Below are 17,067 nucleotides of genomic sequence, written 5' to 3'. Positions count from 1 at the left end.
CGAAGTCCCCGAATGCAAAATGCTTCGGGAACCGTTCAGCAAGAGCCGTGCCAGAATGGGCCGGGCGTCAGCCCCGCGCCCCGGCATAGGCATAGGCCGGCGCCGCGCGATAGAGCGCGGGCGAGCCCACGATCGCATCCAGCCGCTGCGCCACATTGGCCGCGATCAGGTTGCGAACCTGGCGGTTGACCTCGTTCAGGCGCCGCGCCGCATCAAGCAGCCCGCGGCATTCCTCGTCAACCGCAGCCTCCTCGGCACCGGCCAGCACGTCGCACAGGCCCGACTTGCCGACCGCCGCGCCCATGATCGCATCAAGGTCCAGCGCGGCAAGCGCCTGCCGCTCGTCCTGCAGGACGGCAACCATCTGCCGCAGGGTTTCGCGCAAGCTCGCGCCTTGGGACGGGTTCTGGCTCATGCGGTAGCCCTCAGCAGCAGGCCGGCGGCGATCATCGCGTCGGCAATCTTGGTCGGGATGACGGGGTAGGCGCCGGATTCGATGGCCTTGCGGATCACCGCCACGCGCTCGACGTCGACCGGGGGCTGGCCCGGATCAAGCGCCTCGCTCGGCTGGAAGGTGACGGCCGGGGTCGCGCCAGCGAGTCCCGCTGGCGAACTGCTCGCCGGGCTGTCCTTGACGCCGCTGGCGGACCGCAAGGTCCGCGCGTCGATCAGCCCGGTCGCGCGCAGGCCGGCGATACCGGTTGCGGACAGGGACTGGCTCTTGTCGATGGGCATGGTGCCGCTCCGTGGTTCTGCGAGCGGTAGAACGGCACCTTGCGACAGGCTTTAAGGGGTCGGGCAGGATTTTGCCGTACTTGCCGGCAAGACATTGCCGGGAAAGGACATCATTCCTCGCCCACGGCCACCGAGACCAGCCCCGGGCGCACGATCCGCGCGCGCATCGGCTGGACATTGGCTGCGGTCCTCACCCGGATCCACGCGCCGACCGCGCCGGCCTCCAGCGCCTCGCCGGGCTGGGTCACCGAAAAGCCGGGACCGGCCACGGCGATCGTCACCGCCTCGCCGCGCAGCACCGCCGGCCCTTCGGCAGCGGCCCCGGCGGCCGGTTGCAGCACCGGCACGAACAGGCGCCAACCCCCGGCATCCGGGCACTGCACCAGCACCGTGTCGCGGCGCCCGGCATACCAGCCCAGGCTCAGCGGATTGGCGCAGGCCGCCAGCCGCAGCCGCCGGTCGGCCGGCTGGGCCGCGCCCCCGGTCGTGCCCGGCGGCATCCCGGTGAACCGCGCCACCTCCCCATCGATCCGGGCAGGATCGGCAAAGGCCGCGCCCGGGCTGGCCGCACGCGCGGGGGCCGGCGCCATCAGCAGCACGGCGACGGGAACAAGCAGGGCGGCGGCAACAGGCTTCATGACAGGAACCTCAAAGGGACGTTCCCCGGGTTCAGCAAGAGCCGTGCCACATCCTCCCTCAGGTCTGGCCGACATCCCAGGTCAGCATGGCGCCCAGATCGTCCTGCGCGCCCGGTTCGACCACGATGCGCGCCGATGCAGGCCGCTTGCGAACCCCTTGCAGGGCCGCATCGGCCCGCGCGAAGGCCTCGGCCGCGCGGCCCTGGCTGTAGCGGGCAACGATCGTCAGCCGCTGGCGCGGATCGGCGGCCTGGCCGGCGATCCATTCGGCCAGGCTCGGCATCCCCGGCCCGGCGCGCCACACCGCCGCCGCCTCGCCCAGCGCCACGGCCTCGGCCCGCGCGGGCGGCGGCGGCGGCGGGGCGGGATGGGCCTTGCCTTTGGGCGCCTGGGCCAGCGCCAGGGCGCAGACCATGAACAGGATCAGCGACAGGTCGGCCAGGGCATATTGCCAGCCGGTATCGGCCCGCGCGGCCAGCGCGGTGCCCATCACGCGGCCTCCGCGCCGAAGGCCTGCTCCAGCGCATGGTGCCGGGCGTGGACCGGATGGCGGCGCGGCAGGGCTTCGGCCACCTGCGCGGCCAGCCAGTCGACCACCTCCTGCCGCGCGGTCTCCTCGCGCGCCGCCGCCCGCTCCACCAGGCGAGCGACGGGCGCGAGGATCAGGTTGGCCAGCAGGATGCCATAGAGCGTGGTAACCACCGCCAGCGCGATCGCCCCGGTAATCGCCTCGCCGGAATTGAGGGTGGGCGCCGCAAGGTCGCTGGCCGAAAGCCGGCTCAGCGCCACCAGGGTCCCGGCCATGCCGAACACCGGCGCCAGCTCCGCCGCCTGGACGAAGACCCGCACCGCGGTCCCGGCCTCGGCCAGGCGGCGGGCACGGTGCCGCTCCAGCGCGGCCAGCAGGGCGTCGAGCGAACGGTCGTGAACCAGCGCCTCGGTTGCCTCGGCGAAGGCCGGATCGACATGATCGGCCGGGCGCGCGCGCAGCAGCCCGTCCTCGCGGATCGCGCGCACCGAGGCGGCCAGCTCGGCCCTGCCGTCGTCGGCGCGATAGCCCCGGCCCAGCGCCGCCCTGAAGCCGCGCAGGGCCACGCCGATCTCGCCCGGCCCGCAGCGCAGCAGGGTCGCCAGCAGCATGCCCCCGATCACGATCAGCGCGGCGGTGGGATCGATCAGGGGAAAATGCATGGGGGGCGCCGCGTCCTTGCTTGCCCGCGCCGGAACCGGGCGGGTCAAGCCATAGAACGGCAGCGCCCGGCAGAATTCAGGCCCGCCCGGCGCTTTCCTGCCGCCCCCGGCAAATGCTTGCCGCCGGCCAGGCCGGACTTGCCGTCGGCCCGGCCGGAAACGACCGGAAACTCCGGCCCGGCCCAATTGGCACGGCCTTTGCAAACAACCCTGCACCGCAATCCGCCCCCTCTGGCAAGGACGAGGAAGAGATGAACGAGACCCTGTTCGGCATTCATGGCACGGCCCTGTCGCTGCGCTCGCAGCGCATGGGGATCCTCGCCTCCAACATCGCCAATGCCGCCACCCCCGGCTACAAGGCGCGCGATCTCGATTTCGCCGCCGCGCTCAAGGCCAGCGCGGGCGGCGCTTCGGACGCTGCCGCCGCCGCCGGCGCCCTGCGCTACCGCGTGCCGACCATGCCAAGCATGGATGGCAACACGGTCGAGATGATGACCGAGCAGACCGCCTTCGCCGAAAACGCGGTGGGCTATTCGGCCACGCTCCAGTTCATCAAGGGCCGGGTCGAAACCATCACCCGCGCGCTCAAGGGCGATTGACCATGAGCGCGCCCGGCAGCCCCCTCACCCTGTTCAGCCTCGCCCAGCGCGGCCTTTCGGCCCAGCTGGTGCGGATGAACGCGGCGGCCTCCAACCTGGCCAATGCCGGCACGGTCGCGGGCAGCGAAAGCGGCGCCTACAAGCCGCTGCGCGCCGTCTTCGCCACCGCGCTCGACGCCGCCTCGGGCCTTGCCACGGTCGATGTTCGCGCCGTCCAGCAAAGCCAGGCGAAAGCCATCCGCCAGCACGATCCCGATCATCCCATGGCCGATGCCAATGGCGATGTCTGGACCGCGCCGGTCGATGAGAACGCCGAGATGATCGAGATGCTCGATAGCTCGCGCCAATACCAGAACCTGGTCGAGGCGCTCTCCACCGCCAAGCAGCTCATGCTCGAAACGATGAGGATGAAATGACCGCCATAGCCTCCACTTCCGCCGCCAGTTCCACGGCCGCCTCCCCCGGCAAGTCCAGCCTGGGCCAGCTTGGCTCGGCCGATTTCCTCAAGCTGATGACCACCCAGCTCCAGCAGCAGGACCCGTTCAACCCGACCGACAACACCCAGATGCTGGCGCAGATGGCGCAGTTCTCGTCGCTGTCGCAGGCCTCCGACACCAACAAGGGCGTGGCCGACCTCAACACGCGCCTGGCCGAGATTTCCCGCAAGCTCGATGCGGTCGTCGCCGCCCAGCAGGCCTTGGCGCAAACCCAGGCCGCGCCCCCGGCCGCCGCCCAGGCCAGCACCACTTCCGCCAGCACCACCGCCGCCGCGGCCTGATCCACAGGAGAAACCCGATGTCCTTCTACACCTCCTTGAACGGGCTCAAGAACGCCCAGACCAGCCTCAACGTGATCTCGCACAACATCGCCAACGGCGAGACCAACGGCTTCAAGAAAAGCCGGGTCGAGTTTTCCGATATCGTCGCAGGCACGGCCTATACCAACCCCAAGCTGATCCAGGGGGTGGGCGCCACAGTCGAGGCGATCCAGCAGAACTTCGCGCTCGGGCCGATCGAGCAGACCGGCTCGGCGCTTGATCTCGCCATCAACGGCGATGGCTTCTTCGCCACCACCAATGCCGCCACCGGGCAGACCTATTTCACCCGCAACGGCGCCTTCACCATGGACGGCGCCGGCTTCATCCATGACAGCTCGGACAACCGCCTCCAGGTCTTCGCCGCGCAGACCGGCGGCGGCTATGCCACCACCCCGTCGTCGGCGCAGATCCCGCCCACCAATGCCGCGGGCGCCGATTTCGCCGGGGTCTCGGTGGCCGCCAATGGCGATGTCACCGCCTCCTATGCCGACGGCTCGAACACGGTGATCGGCAAGGCGGCGCTCGCCAGCTTCGTCGCCCCCAACGGCCTGAAGCAGGTCGGCTCGGCGAACTGGGTATCGACCGGCATTTCCGGCACGCCCACCTATGGCCAGCCGGGCAACGGCCAGTACGGCGAACTGCTGTCGGGCACGCTCGAACGCTCCAACGTCGACATCGCCGAGGAACTGGTCGGCCTGATCACCGCCCAGCGCGATTTCCAGGCCAATGCCAAGGCGATCGATACCGCCACCCAGATCTCGCAGACGATAATCAACCTCCGCACGTAAACGTGCGCTGGCATCAACCTGCGAACCTGATGAAGCGCGGTGCCAGCGTGCTTCGACAGGCTCAGCACGAGCGGACCCGGGACCGGTTCCCAATTCCCGCTCACCCTGAGCCTGTCGAAGGGTGCTGGCGCAGCGCTTGCACCACAGCCCCCACGGAACCCCGCCCAATGGACCGCCTGATCTTCACCGCCTTCTCCGGCCTCAACGCCTCGATGGTCCGCCAGCGGGTCATCGCCAGCAACATGGCCAACGCCCAGACCATCGGCTTTCGCGCCGACACCCTCCAGTTCACGCCGATGACCGTGAAGGACGGCGAATCCCTGGAAGTGCGCGCCCTGTCCGATGGCGAGGTGCGCGGGGCCGATATGCACGAGGGCACGCTGACCCAGACCGGCAAGCCGCTCGACGTGGCGATGACCGGAAAGGCGCTGCTCGCGGTCCAGGCCGCCGATGGCAGCGAAAGCTACACCCGCCGGGGCGACCTTTCGGTTTCCCCCGCCGGCGTGCTGGTCAACGGCGACGGCGCCCCGGTGATCGGCGACAGCGGCCCCATCTCCATCCCGCCCGGTGGCCAGGTCGCCATCGGCGAGGACGGCGCGGTGCTGGTGCGCGATCCGGCCACGCCCGATGCGCCGCCCGCCCGGGTCGATCGGATCAAGCTCACCAGCCCCGCCGGCACCCGCATCGAGAAGGGGCTTGATGGCCTGCTGCGCGTCTATGGCGGCGGCGCCCTGCCGGCGGACCTGGAAGCCAAGGTGATCCCCGGCGCGCTCGAACAGTCCAACGTGCGGCCCAGCGACGTCCTTGTGCAGATGGTCGAGGCCCAGCGCCTGTTCGACATCCGCACCAAACTGATCAGCACCGCCAAGGATCTCGACGAAGGCGGCACCGCCCTGATGCGGCTCACCTAACCAGACCCTCCCCCCGTGGGGGAGGTGGCAGCGGCGCAGCCGCTGACGGAGGGGGCCGGCCAACCGGCGCGACCTCCAGCAGGAGAAACCAGAAATGCCCAGTTCCGCCCTTCACGTCGCCCGCACCGGCCTCGAGGCCCAGGACCAGCGGATGCGGGTGATCGCCAACAATCTCGCCAATGTCGGCACCACCGGCTTCAAGCGCGATCGCGCCAATTTCGCCACGCTGGCCTACCAGGACGCGCGGATCGCCGGGCAGCAGTCGTCGAGCGAAACCGCCTATGCCACGGGCCTCAATCTCGGCACCGGGGTGGGGATGCAGTCGACCAGCCGGATCGATACGCAAGGCACCCTCCAGACCACCGGCAACGCGCTCGATCTCGCGCTCGATGGCGATGGCTATTTTCAGGTGCAGATGCCCGGCGGCCAGCTGGCCTATACCCGGGCGGGCAACTTCTCCCGCTCCGCCGAGGGCCAGCTCGTCACCGCCCAGGGCTATCCGCTCCAGCCGGCGATCACCGTGCCCGAGGGCGCCACCGCGATCACCATCGCGGCCGATGGCACGGTCTCGGCCACCCTGCCGGGCCAGGCCGAACCCGCCCAGCTTGGCCAGATCACCGTGGCCAGCTTCACCAATCCCGCCGGCCTCAAGGCCATGGGCGACAATTTCCTCGGCGAGACCGCCGCCTCGGGCCAGGCCCAGATCGGCCCCGCCGGCCAGGCAGGGCGCGGCAACATCCGCCAGGGCTTCCTCGAAAGCTCCAACGTCAACGTGGTCGAGGAGCTGGTCGACATGATCGAATGCCAGCGCGCCTACGAGATCAATTCCAAGATGATCTCGGCGGTCGACGAGATGCTCAAGAACGCGAACCAGACCCTGTGATCCGCCCGATCCTGAACCGGAACCCTATGCCATGACCAACCACCGCTCCGCCCACCTCACCCTGCCGCTGGCGGCCGGCGCCGGCCCGGCCCCGGCCTCGCTCGGCATCACCCTGCCGCGTGCCTTGCGCCGTCGCCGGACCCCGGCCCGCCTTGCCGGGCTGACCTTCACCGCGCCGGCCGCCGCGCTCAGCCTTGCCGCCCTGGCGCTCAGCGCGCCCGGCCAGGCCGCCCGCCCGCGCCCGGGCTTCGCGGCCAGCCTGCCGGTCGCCCCCCTGCCGGCTGCAGTGCGCCCGGCCACTGGCGCGATCTTCGATGCAAGCCAGGGCTATGCCGGCCTCGTTCAGGGCACGCTGGCCCGGCGGGTCGGCGATCCGCTGACCATCCTGCTGGTCGAAAGCACCTCCACCTCCAAGGCCGCCGGCTCGAAAACCAGCCGCAACGGCGGCTTCTCGCTGACCCCGCCCACGGCCGGCCCGCTGTCGATCCTCAAGCCCGATGCCCTTAATGCCTCGGGCCAATCGTCGTTCAAGGGAGACGGCACGGCCAGCCAGACCAGTTCCTTCAACGGCACGGTCGGCGTGACCATCGCCGAAGTGCGCCCCAACGGGACCGCGCTGGTCAAAGGAGAAAAGCGCTTGCTGCTGAGCCAGGGTCAGGAATGGATCCAGTTTTCCGGGATCGTGCGCCTGGCCGATATCGACCCGCAGAACACCGTGCGCTCCAGCCAGGTGGCCGATGCGCGCATGGAATATGCCGGCAACGGCGCCGTGCAGCGCGCGGGCCGCGAAGGCTGGCTGAGCCGGTTCTTCAATATGCTCAGTCCATTCTGAGGGGACTGGCCATGCTCAAGCGCCTCTTTCTCGCTCTCGCCGTCGCGCTGGTCGCCAGCCCGCTGGCCGCCGAGCGCGTCCGCGATCTCGGCGCCTTCCAGGGCGTGCGCTCCAACCAGCTCACCGGCTACGGCGTGGTCGTCGGCCTCGATGGCACCGGCGACGACAACCTCGAATACCTCACCCAGGCCATGCGCGGCACCGCCGGGCGGCTTGGCGTCCAGCTTCCGCCCGGCGTCTCGCCCGGCCTCAAGAACGCCGCCGCGGTGCTGATCACCGCGGAACTGCCGGCCTTCGCCAAGCCCGGCCAGCACATCGACATCACCGTGTCGGCGATCGGCAAGGCCAAGTCCCTGCGCGGCGGGGCGCTGATCCTCACCCCGCTCTATGGCGCCGATGGCCAGATCTACGCCATGGCCCAGGGCAACCTCGCCGTGGGCGGCCTTGGCGTTTCGGGCCGCGACGGTTCGAAGCTCTCGGTGAACGTGCCCACCGTGGGCCGGGTGCCGGAAGGGGCCAGCGTCGAACGCGCGGTCGCCACCGGGTTCGACAGCGCGCCCTCGCTGAACTGGAACCTCTACCAGGCCGATTTCCTCACCATCGCCCGCGTGCGCGATGCGATCAACGCGCACTATCCGGGCGCGGCGCGAGTGGAGGATGGGGTCAGCCTTGCCCTCGCGCTCCCCGTCGAAGCCGATGCCCGCGCCTCGATGATGGCCGCGGTCGAGATGCTCTCGGTCACCCCGGCGGAAACCCCGGCCCGGGTCATCGTCAACAGCCGCACCGGCACGGTGGTGATCAACTCCGCCGTGCGCCTCGCCCCCGCCGCGATCAGCCACGGCAAGCTGGTGCTCAAGGTCGAGGAGAAGCTCAACGTCAGCCAGCCCGGCCCGCTATCGGGCGGCCAGACCACGGTCACCCCGCAAAGCGCGGTTTCGGGCGAGGAAACGGGCAGCCACCTGATCTACACCCGCGGCGGCGCCTCGCTGGCCCGGGTGGTCGATGCGCTGAACCTGCTCGGCGTCGGCCCCTCCGACCTGGTGGAAATCCTCCAGGCCTTGAAGCAGGCCGGCGCGCTGCGCGCCGAGATGGAGGTCCTGTGAGCAGCCCCGCCCCGATCAGCGCCAGCCTCGCGCTTGCCCCCCAGGCTCCGACCGACCGCACCCAGCTCAGGCAGGCCGCGAAACAGTTCGAGGCGATCTTCGTGCGCCAGATGCTCAGCAGCGCCCGCGCGGCCAGGCTGGGCGGCGACAATCCTCTGTTCGGCGGCCAGGCGATGGACACCTTCAACGGGATGCAGGACGAACGCTTCGCCCAGATTGCCGCCGATACCGGCGCCTTTGGTCTGGCGAAGTCGATCGAAACCCAGCTCGCCGCCCAGCTCAATCTGGCAAAGGGCCGCTAAGCCATGGCCTCCGACCTCCTCTCGATCGGCCGCTCGGGCGCCCAGGCCGCGCGCGTCGCTCTGGATGTCACCGCGCAGAACATCGCCAATGCCTCGTCCGAAGGCTACGTGCGCCGCTCGGCCCGACTCAAGGAGGTCTCCTCCTCGGGCGGGATCGGGACCATCGGCGACGTCTCGCTCTCGGGCGTCCGGCTCGACAGCGTGGTCCGCAACGCCGACCTGTTCCGCCAGGCCGAGGTGCGCCGCACCGGAGCCGATGCCGCCCGCGCCGATGCCGAAGTGGCGGGCCTCGAAAACATCCAGGCCGCGGTCGAACAGTCCAATGTGTTCAATGCCATGGTCGGCTTCGAAAGCGCGCTCCAGCAGCTGGTCGGCGATCCCACCTCGGCCTCGCTGCGCGCCAACGTGATCGAGGACGCGCGCACCATGGTGGGCACCTTCAACATCGCCGCCACCGCGCTGTCCTCGGTCGGCGAAGGCCTGCGCTTCGAGGCGAGCGACGCGGCCGGCCAGGTCAACACGCTCTCGGGCGAACTGGCCCGGGTCAACCTGCGCCTTGCCCGCGCCGCCGATGCCACCAGCGACCAGACCGCCCTGCTCGACCAGCGCGACAGCCTGCTCCAGCAATTGTCCGCCTTCACCGACGTCACCACGAAGATCAGCGTCGACAGCACGGTCGAGGTCCGCCTCGGCGGCAGCGCCGGGCCGCTGATGGTCCAGGGCGGCAGCGCCGGCACCCTGGGCATGACCACGGCCGGCGATGGCACCATCACCTTCGCGGTCACCGGCCTTGCCCCGGCGCCGGCCGCCGCCGCGCTCACCGGCGGATCGCTCGCCGGCAAGGCCCAGGCGCTCGCCAAGCTCGCCGCCGTCCGGACCGGCCTCGACGGCCTGGCCAATACGGTCGCCACCACGGTCAATGCCGCGCAGGGCAGCGGGGTCGGCCTTGCCGGGGCGCCGGGCCAGCCGATGTTCAGTTCGGCCACCACCCCGGTGACCGCCGCCTCGATCACCCTGGCGCTCACCGATGGCGCCGGCATCGCCACGGCCACCAGCGTGGCCGGAAGCCGCGATCCGGCCAACCTCAACGCCCTGCGGACCGCTCTGGCCACCGCCGATCCGGTTGGCGGGATGGACGCGCTGCTGTTCGACATTTCCGGCACCGTCCAGGGCCGCACCGTCACCCGCGACGCGCTTCTGACCATCGCCAACGGCGCCCAGGTCAGCCTCCAGGCCCAGGCCGGGGTCGATCTCGATCAGGAAGCGGTCAACCTCATTCGCTTCCAGCAGGCCTTCCAGGCCTCGGGCAAGGTCATGCAGACCGCCAAGGACATCTTCGACACCCTCCTCGCCATCCGCTGAGCCCGATCCGCCGCCCTTAGGACCAAGCCGCCATGACCACCATCTCCAACTCGACCAGCGCCTTCTACGATCGCTCCGCGATGGACATCGCCGACCTGCGCGCGCGGGCCGAAGCGATGCAGGCGGACCTTTCGCGCGGGCAGCGCATCGCGCGCTCGTCGGATGATCCGGTCGGCGCCTCGCGCCTGCGCCAGCTCCAGCGGGCCGATGCAACCAGCACCATCGATGTCGCCAATGCCGCCAAGGCCAGCACCAACCTCCAGCTGACCGACACCGCGCTGGCCTCCTTCGCCGACTATGTCACCCACATCCAGGAACTGACCACCCAGGCGGCCAACGGCACCATGACCGATGCGGCGCGCGCCAGCCTGGGCGCCGAGATCGGCCAGATCCGCGACAACATGATCCAGCTCGCCAATTCCCGCGATGCCCAGGGCGGCGCCCTGTTCGGCGGGCAATCGGCGGGCGATGCCTATGCCGTCACCGCGGGCGTTGCCGGCTATGTCGGGACCGGCAGTGCCGGCGACCTGCCGCTGGGCGATGGCCAGAACGTCACTCGCGGGCTTACCGGCCCGGAATTCCTCGCCTTCCCCGCCGGCGGCGCCTCGCCCGACCTGCTCGCCGCGCTTAAGACCCTGTCCGACGGGCTTCAGGCCGGCGGCACCGCCGCCCAGCAGGCCGCGCGCGATGGCCTCGCCGCGCTCGACCAGGGGATGGACCAGATCACCACCGCGCAGACCGTGGTCGGCACCCGCCTGGCCTGGGTCGAACTCACCACCGAACGGCGCACCAACCTTACCGAAATGCGCGCCAACGAGGAAAGCGACGTTGGCGGCACCGACATCGCCTCCACCGTCGCGCGGCTTCAGGAAACGATGACCGTGCTCGAAGCCAGCCAGGCCAGCTTCACCAAGCTCGCCTCGCTCTCGCTGTTCAGCCTGCTGAACTGACGCTGCCCAAGCCCCGCAAACCGACAGGAACTGATTAGCAATGTACGCTGGCATCGGCATCGTCGTCCTCCTCGTCATGGTCTTCGGGGGTTTCGCCTTCACCGGCGGCGCGCTCGGCCCGGTGATGGAGGCCATCCCGCACGAAATGCTGATCATCGGCGGCGCCGCGGTGGGCGCCACGATCACCGGCAACTCGCTCCACGAACTCAAGCTGATCGGCGCCAGCTTCGGCAAGATCTTCAAGGGGCCAAAGCACAACAAGCAGGATCACGTGGACGCGATCATCCTCACCTCGCGGCTGATGAAGCTGCTGCGCTCCGAAGGCCCGGTCGCGCTCGAAGGCCATGTCGCCGATCCCAAGAGCTCCACGATCTTCGCCGAATTCCCCCGCCTGCTGGGCAACCACGCGCTGGTCGACCTGATCTGCGACACCCTCACCCTGATCGTCGTCTCCTCGGGCACGCTCGAAGTCCACGCGGTGGAAGAGGTGATGGACAATGCGATGAAAACCCACTTCCACGAGATGCACGAACCCCAGCACGCGCTGCAGACCCTGGCCGACGCGCTCCCCGCGCTGGGCATCGTCGCGGCCGTGCTGGGCGTGGTGAAGACCATGGGCTCGATCGACAAGCCGCCGGCGATCCTCGGCGGGATGATCGGCTCGGCGCTGGTCGGCACCTTCATGGGCGTGCTGCTGGCCTATGGCATGGTCGCCCCGCTGGCCGGGCGCCTCAAGCAGATCATCGACCAGGACGAACAGATCTTCCACGCGGTCAAGCAGGTGATCATCGCGAGCCTGCACGGCTGGCCCCAGCCGCTGGTGGTGGAAAGCGCGCGCTCGGGGCTGGGCCACGCCTTCCGCCCGGGCCTCTCCGAACTCCTCGATTCCTTGCGGGGCCGCTGACCCATGGCCGGCCCTGCAAAACGCGGCAAGAACGAGCTGCCCCCGCCGATCATCGTCAAGAAGGTCACCGTGGTTGCCGCCGGCCATCATGGCGGCGCCTGGAAGGTCGCCTATGCCGATTTCGTGACCGCGATGATGGCCTTCTTCCTGCTGATGTGGCTGCTGGGTGCCACCACCGAAAAGCAGCGCAAGGGCATTGCCGACTATTTCACGCCGACGCTGGTCAAGATGAAGGAAGGCAGCGCCGGCTCCAACGGCCTGCTCGGCGGCTCCTCGATCACCGATGTCGACAACTATCCCAACCGCGCCGGCCAGACCGGGAGCAAGGCGATGACCATCCCGCGCGATACCACCGGCGGCCCCAAGGAGGGCGGCGGCAAGGTCAAGCGGATGCAGGAAAGCCTGAAGCAGAAGCTGGAGAAATCCGAAACCCTGCGCCGCCTTTCCCGGCAGGTGAAGATGGTGGACACCACCGAGGGCGTGCGGATCGATCTTGTCGACGATGCCCAGTTCGCCATGTTCCGCCTTGGCACCACGGTGCTTACGCCCGAGGCCGCGCAATTGCTGATGGCGATCGGCCAGACCATCGCGCCCGAGGCCGGCACGGTCACCATCCGCGGCCATACCGATGCCGTGCCCTATCGCCCGGGCGAGCTCGCCAACAACTGGTCGCTCTCGGCCGGCCGGGCCGAGGCCACCCGCCAGTCGCTGATGAAGAACGGCGTCCGCGAAGACCGCTTCCGCCGCATCGAAGGCGTCGCCGACCGCGAACTGCTCATACCGGCCAACCCGCACGACCCGCGCAACCGCCGCATCTCGATCGTGGTCGCGCCCTGAACGCCTCGCCCCCGGCGGGGGCGGATAGTCATGCGAGGTCGTCCTGGGGGTGCGGACCGAAGGCGGTCCAGGCCACCAGCACGGCGATCGTCAGCCCGGCCACCGTGGCCAGGGCGAAGGCATAGTCCCCGCCCCGCGCGGCGGCGAGATCGGCCTGGAACACCACGTTGCGCGAGGACAGCAGGTTGCCCAGCTGGTAGACCACGCCCGGGAAGGTTGCCCGGATGGCGAAGGGCGAAAGCTCGTTGAGCCAGGCCGGCACCATCGACCAGGCTCCCTGCACCGCGAACTGCATCAGCACCGCGCCCAGCGCCAGTTGCGCCAGGCCATCGCCCCAGGCCCACAGCGGGATCACCGGCGCGGCCAGAACGGCGGCGGCGATGATCGTGCGCTGCCGCCCGAGCCGGTGCGACAGTGCGCCGAAGGCCAGCGCGCCGCAGATCGCGCCAAGGTTCATCAGGAGGGCGATCGTGCCCGTCACCCTGGTGGAGAAGCCGTGCTGCTCCTGCAGGAAGGTCGGGTACATATCCTGGGTGCCGTGGCTCAAGGTGGTGAAGGCGGTCATCAGCACCACCAGGTAAAGCCCGCGCTTCCAGTGCGCGGCCAGCACGCGCAGCGGTGGCGGGGCCGGTTCGTGCCGGCGGGCCAGGAACACCGGGCTTTCCGCCACGCCCATGCGGATGAAGGCCACCAGCAGCGCCGGGATCAGGCCCAGCACGAACATCCAGCGCCAGCCGATCGCATCGAAGGCGAGGAAATAGGCCGGGCTCGCCAGCAGGTAGCCGGCCGGATAGCCCGCCTGGAGCAGCCCCGATACGCGTCCCCGCGCGGCGGCCGGCACCGTCTCCATCACGAGGCTGGCGCCCAGCCCCCATTCGCCGCCCATGGCAAAGCCGAACAGCGCGCGGATGAGCAGCAATTGCGTGAGCGTAGCCGCGGCGCCCGACAGCGCCGACAGCACCGAGAAGGCCAGGATCACCCCCATCAGCACCGGCCGCCGGCCCACCTTGTCGGCCAGCCGGCCGAACACCAGCGCCCCCAGCGGCCGCGCGGCCAGCGTGAGGAACAGCGCTTCCGAAACGTCCTTCACCCCCACGCCGAAGTCCGCCGCGATGGCCTTCAGCATGAACACCATCAGGAAGAAGTCGAAGGCATCGAGCGTCCAGCCCAGGAATCCCGCCCAGACCGCGCGGTGCTGCGCCGCCGTCAGGCGCACTGGTGCCGGCGTTGCCGCCGGGTTTCCTGTTGTCATGCTGTCTCGCCCCTCGCGGTCCCCGCCGCTTGCCGGCACGGGGTTACGCAGGAATCCCGCGGCTGAAAAGCGGGAAATCGGCGTGCCGGTCCCGGCCCGGCACGCCAAAAGGCCCGGCGGAGTGGAGGTCCGCCGGGCCAGTCGCGCCCCGGGAGAGGCTATGGCTTGGCTGCTTAGCGCAGCAGCGACAGCACGTTCTGCTGGCTCTGGTTGGCCTGGGCGATCATCGCGGTCGACGCCTGCGAAAGGATCTGGGCCTTGGCCATGGCGGTCGTTTCGCTCGAATAGTCGGCGTCCTCGATCCGCGAACGGGCGTCGGACAGGTTCGCCACGTTGTTGGTCAGGTTGTTGACCGCCGATTCAAGACGGTTCTGGCCGGCGCCGAGCGAAGCGCGGGTGGCATTCACATCGGCAAGACCCAGGTCGACGTTGTCGATCGTGGTCGTGGCCAGGGCGGCCGTCGTCACGTCGAGCGCGGTGGCGTCGATGTTGCCGCCGTCGATCGCGGTGGAGGTGAGCGTCACGGTGTCGCCGTTGTTCGCACCCGTCTGGATGTCGAAGGTGACATCGGTGCCGGCCGTGGTGGAGAACAGCGCATTGCCGTTGAACTTGGTGTTGGCCAGCACGTCGCCGATCTGCTGGGTGAGGTTCGTCACTTCCGACTGCATCGCGGTGCGGTCGCTGGCCTGATAGGTGCCCGAGGAGCCCTGGACCGCCAGTTCACGAACCCGCTGGAGCATATTGGACACTTCCGACAGGCCGCCTTCGGCCGTCTGCGCCAGGCTGATGCCGTCGTTGGCGTTGCGGATGCCCTGGCTCATGCCCTTGATCTGCGAGGTCATCGAGGTGGCGATGGCAAGGCCGGCGGCATCGTCCTTCGCGCTGTTGATGCGCTTGCCGGTCGACAGGCGCTCCATGGCCGTGCCGAGCATCTTGCTGGCCGAGTTCGAGGCATTGGCGGCGCGGATGGCGCTGATGTTCGTGTTGATTACCGACATGGTTTACTCCCGTGTACAGTCCGAGTTCCGGGCGCCTGCCAGACCATCCGGCTCGGCTGCCAGGCCAAAGACCGGCAATCCGGCGGCAAAGTTAAGCCGCCCCGGCAACCAGGCCGGCAAGGCGCTGCCGGTTTCCCCGGGGAAACACCTAAGTGTTTAATCGGGGACTTAAATTACCGAACCCTTTGTCGTTCCCGCGCCAGAATTGGCTCCACAGGATGGTTAACACTGTTGGGACCGCCACCGATGTCTGCACTCGAATTTTCCGCGACCACCGCCGCCGCCCATGCCCCCCTGGTGCAGCGCGCCGCGGGCATCTTCGCCGCGCTGGGCCTGCCCGAGCCGGTCCGGATCGCCGATGCGATGGAGCCGATGGTGAAATCGGGCGCCCGCACCGCCGTGGTCCTGGAGCGCGGTCCGCGCCCCGCGCTGGCTCGCCGCGGCGCCGGCTGGCTGCTTTCCCACACCGGGGCGCAAGGCGAGGCCGCGCTGGCCGCGCTGATCGCCGCGGCCACCCCGGCCGGCCTGCCGATCGCGGCCGATCCGGAAAGCCTCTCGATCCTGGCGCTGGCCGAACGGCTCGCCGCCAGCGACATCCCGGTGCTGATCAACGGCCCTACCGGCACCGGCAAGGAAGTGCTCAGCCGCTACATCCACGCCCGCAGCCCCCGCGCCTCCGGCCCGTTCATCGCGGTCAACTGCGCGGCCATGCCCGAAACCATGCTGGAGGCCATGCTGTTCGGCCACCAGAAGGGCGCCTTCACCGGCGCGACCGGCGCGGCCGAAGGCTTCTTCCGCGCCGCCGATGGCGGCACGCTCCTGCTCGACGAGATCGCCGAGATGCCGCTCGCCCTCCAGGCCAAGCTGCTGCGCGCGCTCCAGGAAGGCGAAGTGGTGCCGGTCGGCGCGAGCCACCCGATCAAGGTCGATGTCCGCATCATCGCCTGCGCCAACCGCGACCTGCCGCTCGAAGTCCAGGAAGGCCGCTTCCGCGCCGACCTGTTCTATCGCCTCAACGTCTTCCCGCTCGCCCTGCGCCCCTTGCGCGAACGGCCGGACGACGTGGCCCCGCTCGCCTTTGCCCTGCTGCTGCGCCACGCGCCGGCCACAGGCCCGATCCCGTGGCTGTCCGATGCCGCGCTCGACCTGCTGGCCGCCCATGGCTGGCCGGGCAACGTGCGCGAGCTGGAAAACGTCATCCGTCGCGCGCTGCTGCTGGCCGGCGGCGAAGCCGAGATCGAGCCGCGCCACATCCATTTCGACCGTCCCGCCCGCCTGGTCGGCGAAGCGGCGGACATGGTTGCCCCATCCTCCTCCACAGTCTCCCACGGCGTCTCCCCCGGCGCTGCGCTCGCCGGCCATGGCCAGGCCTGGCCTGGCACCGTCCCCACCACGGAGGCCGGCGAGCGCACGCTATCCAACATCGTCCAGATCCATGAAGCCCGCGCGATCATGGCCGCGCTCAGCGAAACCGGCGGCAACCGCGTGGCCGCCGCACGCAAGCTGGGCATCTCCGAACGCACCCTGCGCTATCGCCTCGCCGCCTTCCGCGAGGCCGGCATCGCCGTCGCCGCGGCTGGCGGCCGGCGATGAGCGGGGTTGGCGCCATTGGCGGGGCCGGCGGGATCCAGCAGATCCTGGCGATGCGCCAGCAGATCATCGACCGCTCGAACCTGCTCCAGCAGGTGCGCGGCGCCTCGCCCGCGCCCGAAGCGCCCGGCGCCACCGGCGCGGCCGGCCCGGCCGAAGGCTTTTCGGGTGCGCTGAAGCACGCGCTCGACAGCGTCAGCGCCACCCAGCAAAAGGCCGAGGACCTGTCGACCGGCTATGAAAAGGGCGAGGTCACCGACATCGCCAAGGTCATGCTTGCCCGCCAGGAAGCCGGGGTCGCCTTCGAGGCCACCTTGCAGGTGCGAAACCGCCTGCTCTCGGCCTACCAGGACATCATGCGGATGGGAGTCTGAT

General features: G+C 69.8%; 22 protein-coding genes. 15 read left to right on the top strand and 7 right to left on the bottom strand.

All coding sequences use genetic code 11. The annotated features are described in order from the left end of the window. Positions 1–67: 67 nt before the first annotated feature. The 5 genes from ACFOD9_RS14045 to ACFOD9_RS14025 form a co-directional block, all read right to left on the bottom strand. Positions 68–415 carry a flagellar protein FlgN gene (locus ACFOD9_RS14045; RefSeq protein ID WP_379510759.1) on the bottom strand — a complete coding sequence of 116 codons (348 nt, stop codon included), beginning with the start codon at positions 413–415 and terminating at the stop codon, positions 68–70. Continuing rightward, positions 412–735: a flagellar biosynthesis anti-sigma factor FlgM gene (locus tag ACFOD9_RS14040; protein ID WP_379510758.1), complete on the bottom strand. Its 324-nt coding sequence runs from the start codon at positions 733–735 to the stop codon at positions 412–414. The genes ACFOD9_RS14045 and ACFOD9_RS14040 overlap by 4 nt, the downstream gene beginning before the upstream one ends. A gap of 110 nt (positions 736–845) precedes the next feature. After that, the gene (locus ACFOD9_RS14035; RefSeq protein ID WP_379510757.1) at positions 846–1,373 is read right to left on the bottom strand and encodes a flagella basal body P-ring formation protein FlgA; all 528 of its coding nucleotides are present in this window, start codon (positions 1,371–1,373) and stop codon (positions 846–848) included. Between the two features lie 58 nt (positions 1,374–1,431). Next, positions 1,432–1,863: a hypothetical protein gene (locus tag ACFOD9_RS14030; protein ID WP_379510756.1), complete on the bottom strand. Its 432-nt coding sequence runs from the start codon at positions 1,861–1,863 to the stop codon at positions 1,432–1,434. Then, positions 1,863–2,564 (bottom strand): MotA/TolQ/ExbB proton channel family protein, encoded by a 702-nt coding sequence (locus ACFOD9_RS14025; RefSeq protein ID WP_379510755.1) that lies wholly within the window; start codon positions 2,562–2,564, stop codon positions 1,863–1,865. The genes ACFOD9_RS14030 and ACFOD9_RS14025 overlap by 1 nt, the downstream gene beginning before the upstream one ends. 251 nt (positions 2,565–2,815) lie before the next feature. Between ACFOD9_RS14025 and ACFOD9_RS14020 the strand changes: the two genes are divergently transcribed. The 13 genes from ACFOD9_RS14020 (at position 2,816) to ACFOD9_RS13960 (ending at position 12,852) form a co-directional block, all read left to right on the top strand. Then, positions 2,816–3,163, top strand: coding sequence for a flagellar basal body rod protein FlgB (locus ACFOD9_RS14020; RefSeq protein ID WP_379510754.1), 348 nt, complete (start codon positions 2,816–2,818; stop codon positions 3,161–3,163). A gap of 2 nt (positions 3,164–3,165) precedes the next feature. Further along, positions 3,166–3,579 carry a flagellar basal body rod protein FlgC gene (flgC, locus tag ACFOD9_RS14015; protein WP_379510753.1) on the top strand — a complete coding sequence of 138 codons (414 nt, stop codon included), beginning with the start codon at positions 3,166–3,168 and terminating at the stop codon, positions 3,577–3,579. Then, positions 3,576–3,941 (top strand): flagellar hook assembly protein FlgD, encoded by a 366-nt coding sequence (locus ACFOD9_RS14010; RefSeq protein ID WP_379510752.1) that lies wholly within the window; start codon positions 3,576–3,578, stop codon positions 3,939–3,941. Before flgC ends, ACFOD9_RS14010 begins: the two co-directional genes overlap by 4 nt. 17 nt (positions 3,942–3,958) lie before the next feature. Next, positions 3,959–4,768: a flagellar hook-basal body protein gene (locus ACFOD9_RS14005; RefSeq protein ID WP_379510751.1), complete on the top strand. Its 810-nt coding sequence runs from the start codon at positions 3,959–3,961 to the stop codon at positions 4,766–4,768. Positions 4,769–4,935: 167 nt separating this feature from the next. Continuing rightward, complete coding sequence (locus ACFOD9_RS14000; protein WP_379510750.1) at positions 4,936–5,679, top strand: flagellar basal body rod protein FlgF; 744 nt, start codon at positions 4,936–4,938, stop codon at positions 5,677–5,679. A gap of 94 nt (positions 5,680–5,773) precedes the next feature. Beyond that, positions 5,774–6,562 (top strand): flagellar basal-body rod protein FlgG, encoded by a 789-nt coding sequence (flgG, locus tag ACFOD9_RS13995; RefSeq protein ID WP_379510749.1) that lies wholly within the window; start codon positions 5,774–5,776, stop codon positions 6,560–6,562. A gap of 31 nt (positions 6,563–6,593) precedes the next feature. Next, entirely contained in the window at positions 6,594–7,394 is an 801-nt protein-coding gene (locus ACFOD9_RS13990) for a flagellar basal body L-ring protein FlgH (protein ID WP_379510748.1), read from the top strand. Positions 7,395–7,405: 11 nt separating this feature from the next. Further along, entirely contained in the window at positions 7,406–8,497 is a 1,092-nt protein-coding gene (locus ACFOD9_RS13985) for a flagellar basal body P-ring protein FlgI (RefSeq protein WP_379510747.1), read from the top strand. Further along, complete coding sequence (locus ACFOD9_RS13980) at positions 8,494–8,799, top strand: rod-binding protein (protein WP_379510746.1); 306 nt, start codon at positions 8,494–8,496, stop codon at positions 8,797–8,799. The genes ACFOD9_RS13985 and ACFOD9_RS13980 overlap by 4 nt, the downstream gene beginning before the upstream one ends. 3 nt (positions 8,800–8,802) lie before the next feature. Next, complete coding sequence (gene flgK / locus ACFOD9_RS13975; RefSeq protein WP_379510745.1) at positions 8,803–10,161, top strand: flagellar hook-associated protein FlgK; 1,359 nt, start codon at positions 8,803–8,805, stop codon at positions 10,159–10,161. A gap of 32 nt (positions 10,162–10,193) precedes the next feature. Beyond that, positions 10,194–11,111, top strand: coding sequence for a flagellin N-terminal helical domain-containing protein (locus ACFOD9_RS13970; RefSeq protein WP_379510744.1), 918 nt, complete (start codon positions 10,194–10,196; stop codon positions 11,109–11,111). 40 nt (positions 11,112–11,151) lie between these two features. Beyond that, positions 11,152–12,015 carry a flagellar motor stator protein MotA gene (motA, locus tag ACFOD9_RS13965; protein WP_379510743.1) on the top strand — a complete coding sequence of 288 codons (864 nt, stop codon included), beginning with the start codon at positions 11,152–11,154 and terminating at the stop codon, positions 12,013–12,015. A 3-nt stretch (positions 12,016–12,018) separates the two neighbouring features. Continuing rightward, a complete protein-coding gene (locus ACFOD9_RS13960; protein ID WP_379510742.1) occupies positions 12,019–12,852 on the top strand; it encodes a flagellar motor protein MotB in 834 nt (277 codons plus the stop codon). Between the two features lie 28 nt (positions 12,853–12,880). Here ACFOD9_RS13960 and ACFOD9_RS13955 read toward each other — a convergent pair whose 3' ends face one another. After that, on the bottom strand, positions 12,881–14,104 hold the full coding sequence (locus ACFOD9_RS13955) for an MFS transporter (protein WP_379510741.1): 1,224 nt from the start codon (positions 14,102–14,104) through the stop codon (positions 12,881–12,883). A 173-nt stretch (positions 14,105–14,277) separates the two neighbouring features. Beyond that, positions 14,278–15,102 (bottom strand): flagellin N-terminal helical domain-containing protein, encoded by an 825-nt coding sequence (locus ACFOD9_RS13950; protein ID WP_379510740.1) that lies wholly within the window; start codon positions 15,100–15,102, stop codon positions 14,278–14,280. Positions 15,103–15,348: 246 nt separating this feature from the next. On the opposite strand from ACFOD9_RS13950, the gene ACFOD9_RS13945 reads away from it, so the two are divergent. Beyond that, entirely contained in the window at positions 15,349–16,695 is a 1,347-nt protein-coding gene (locus tag ACFOD9_RS13945) for a sigma-54 interaction domain-containing protein (protein WP_379510739.1), read from the top strand. After that, entirely contained in the window at positions 16,692–17,066 is a 375-nt protein-coding gene (gene fliE, locus ACFOD9_RS13940; protein ID WP_379510738.1) for a flagellar hook-basal body complex protein FliE, read from the top strand. Before ACFOD9_RS13945 ends, fliE begins: the two co-directional genes overlap by 4 nt. The last annotated feature ends 1 nt before the right edge of the window (position 17,067 follow it).

The sequence above is a fragment of the Novosphingobium bradum genome (genome assembly GCF_042646485.1).
GTDB lineage: Bacteria > Pseudomonadota > Alphaproteobacteria > Sphingomonadales > Sphingomonadaceae > Novosphingobium > Novosphingobium bradum.
This window is presented reverse-complemented; position numbering and strand designations above follow the sequence as displayed.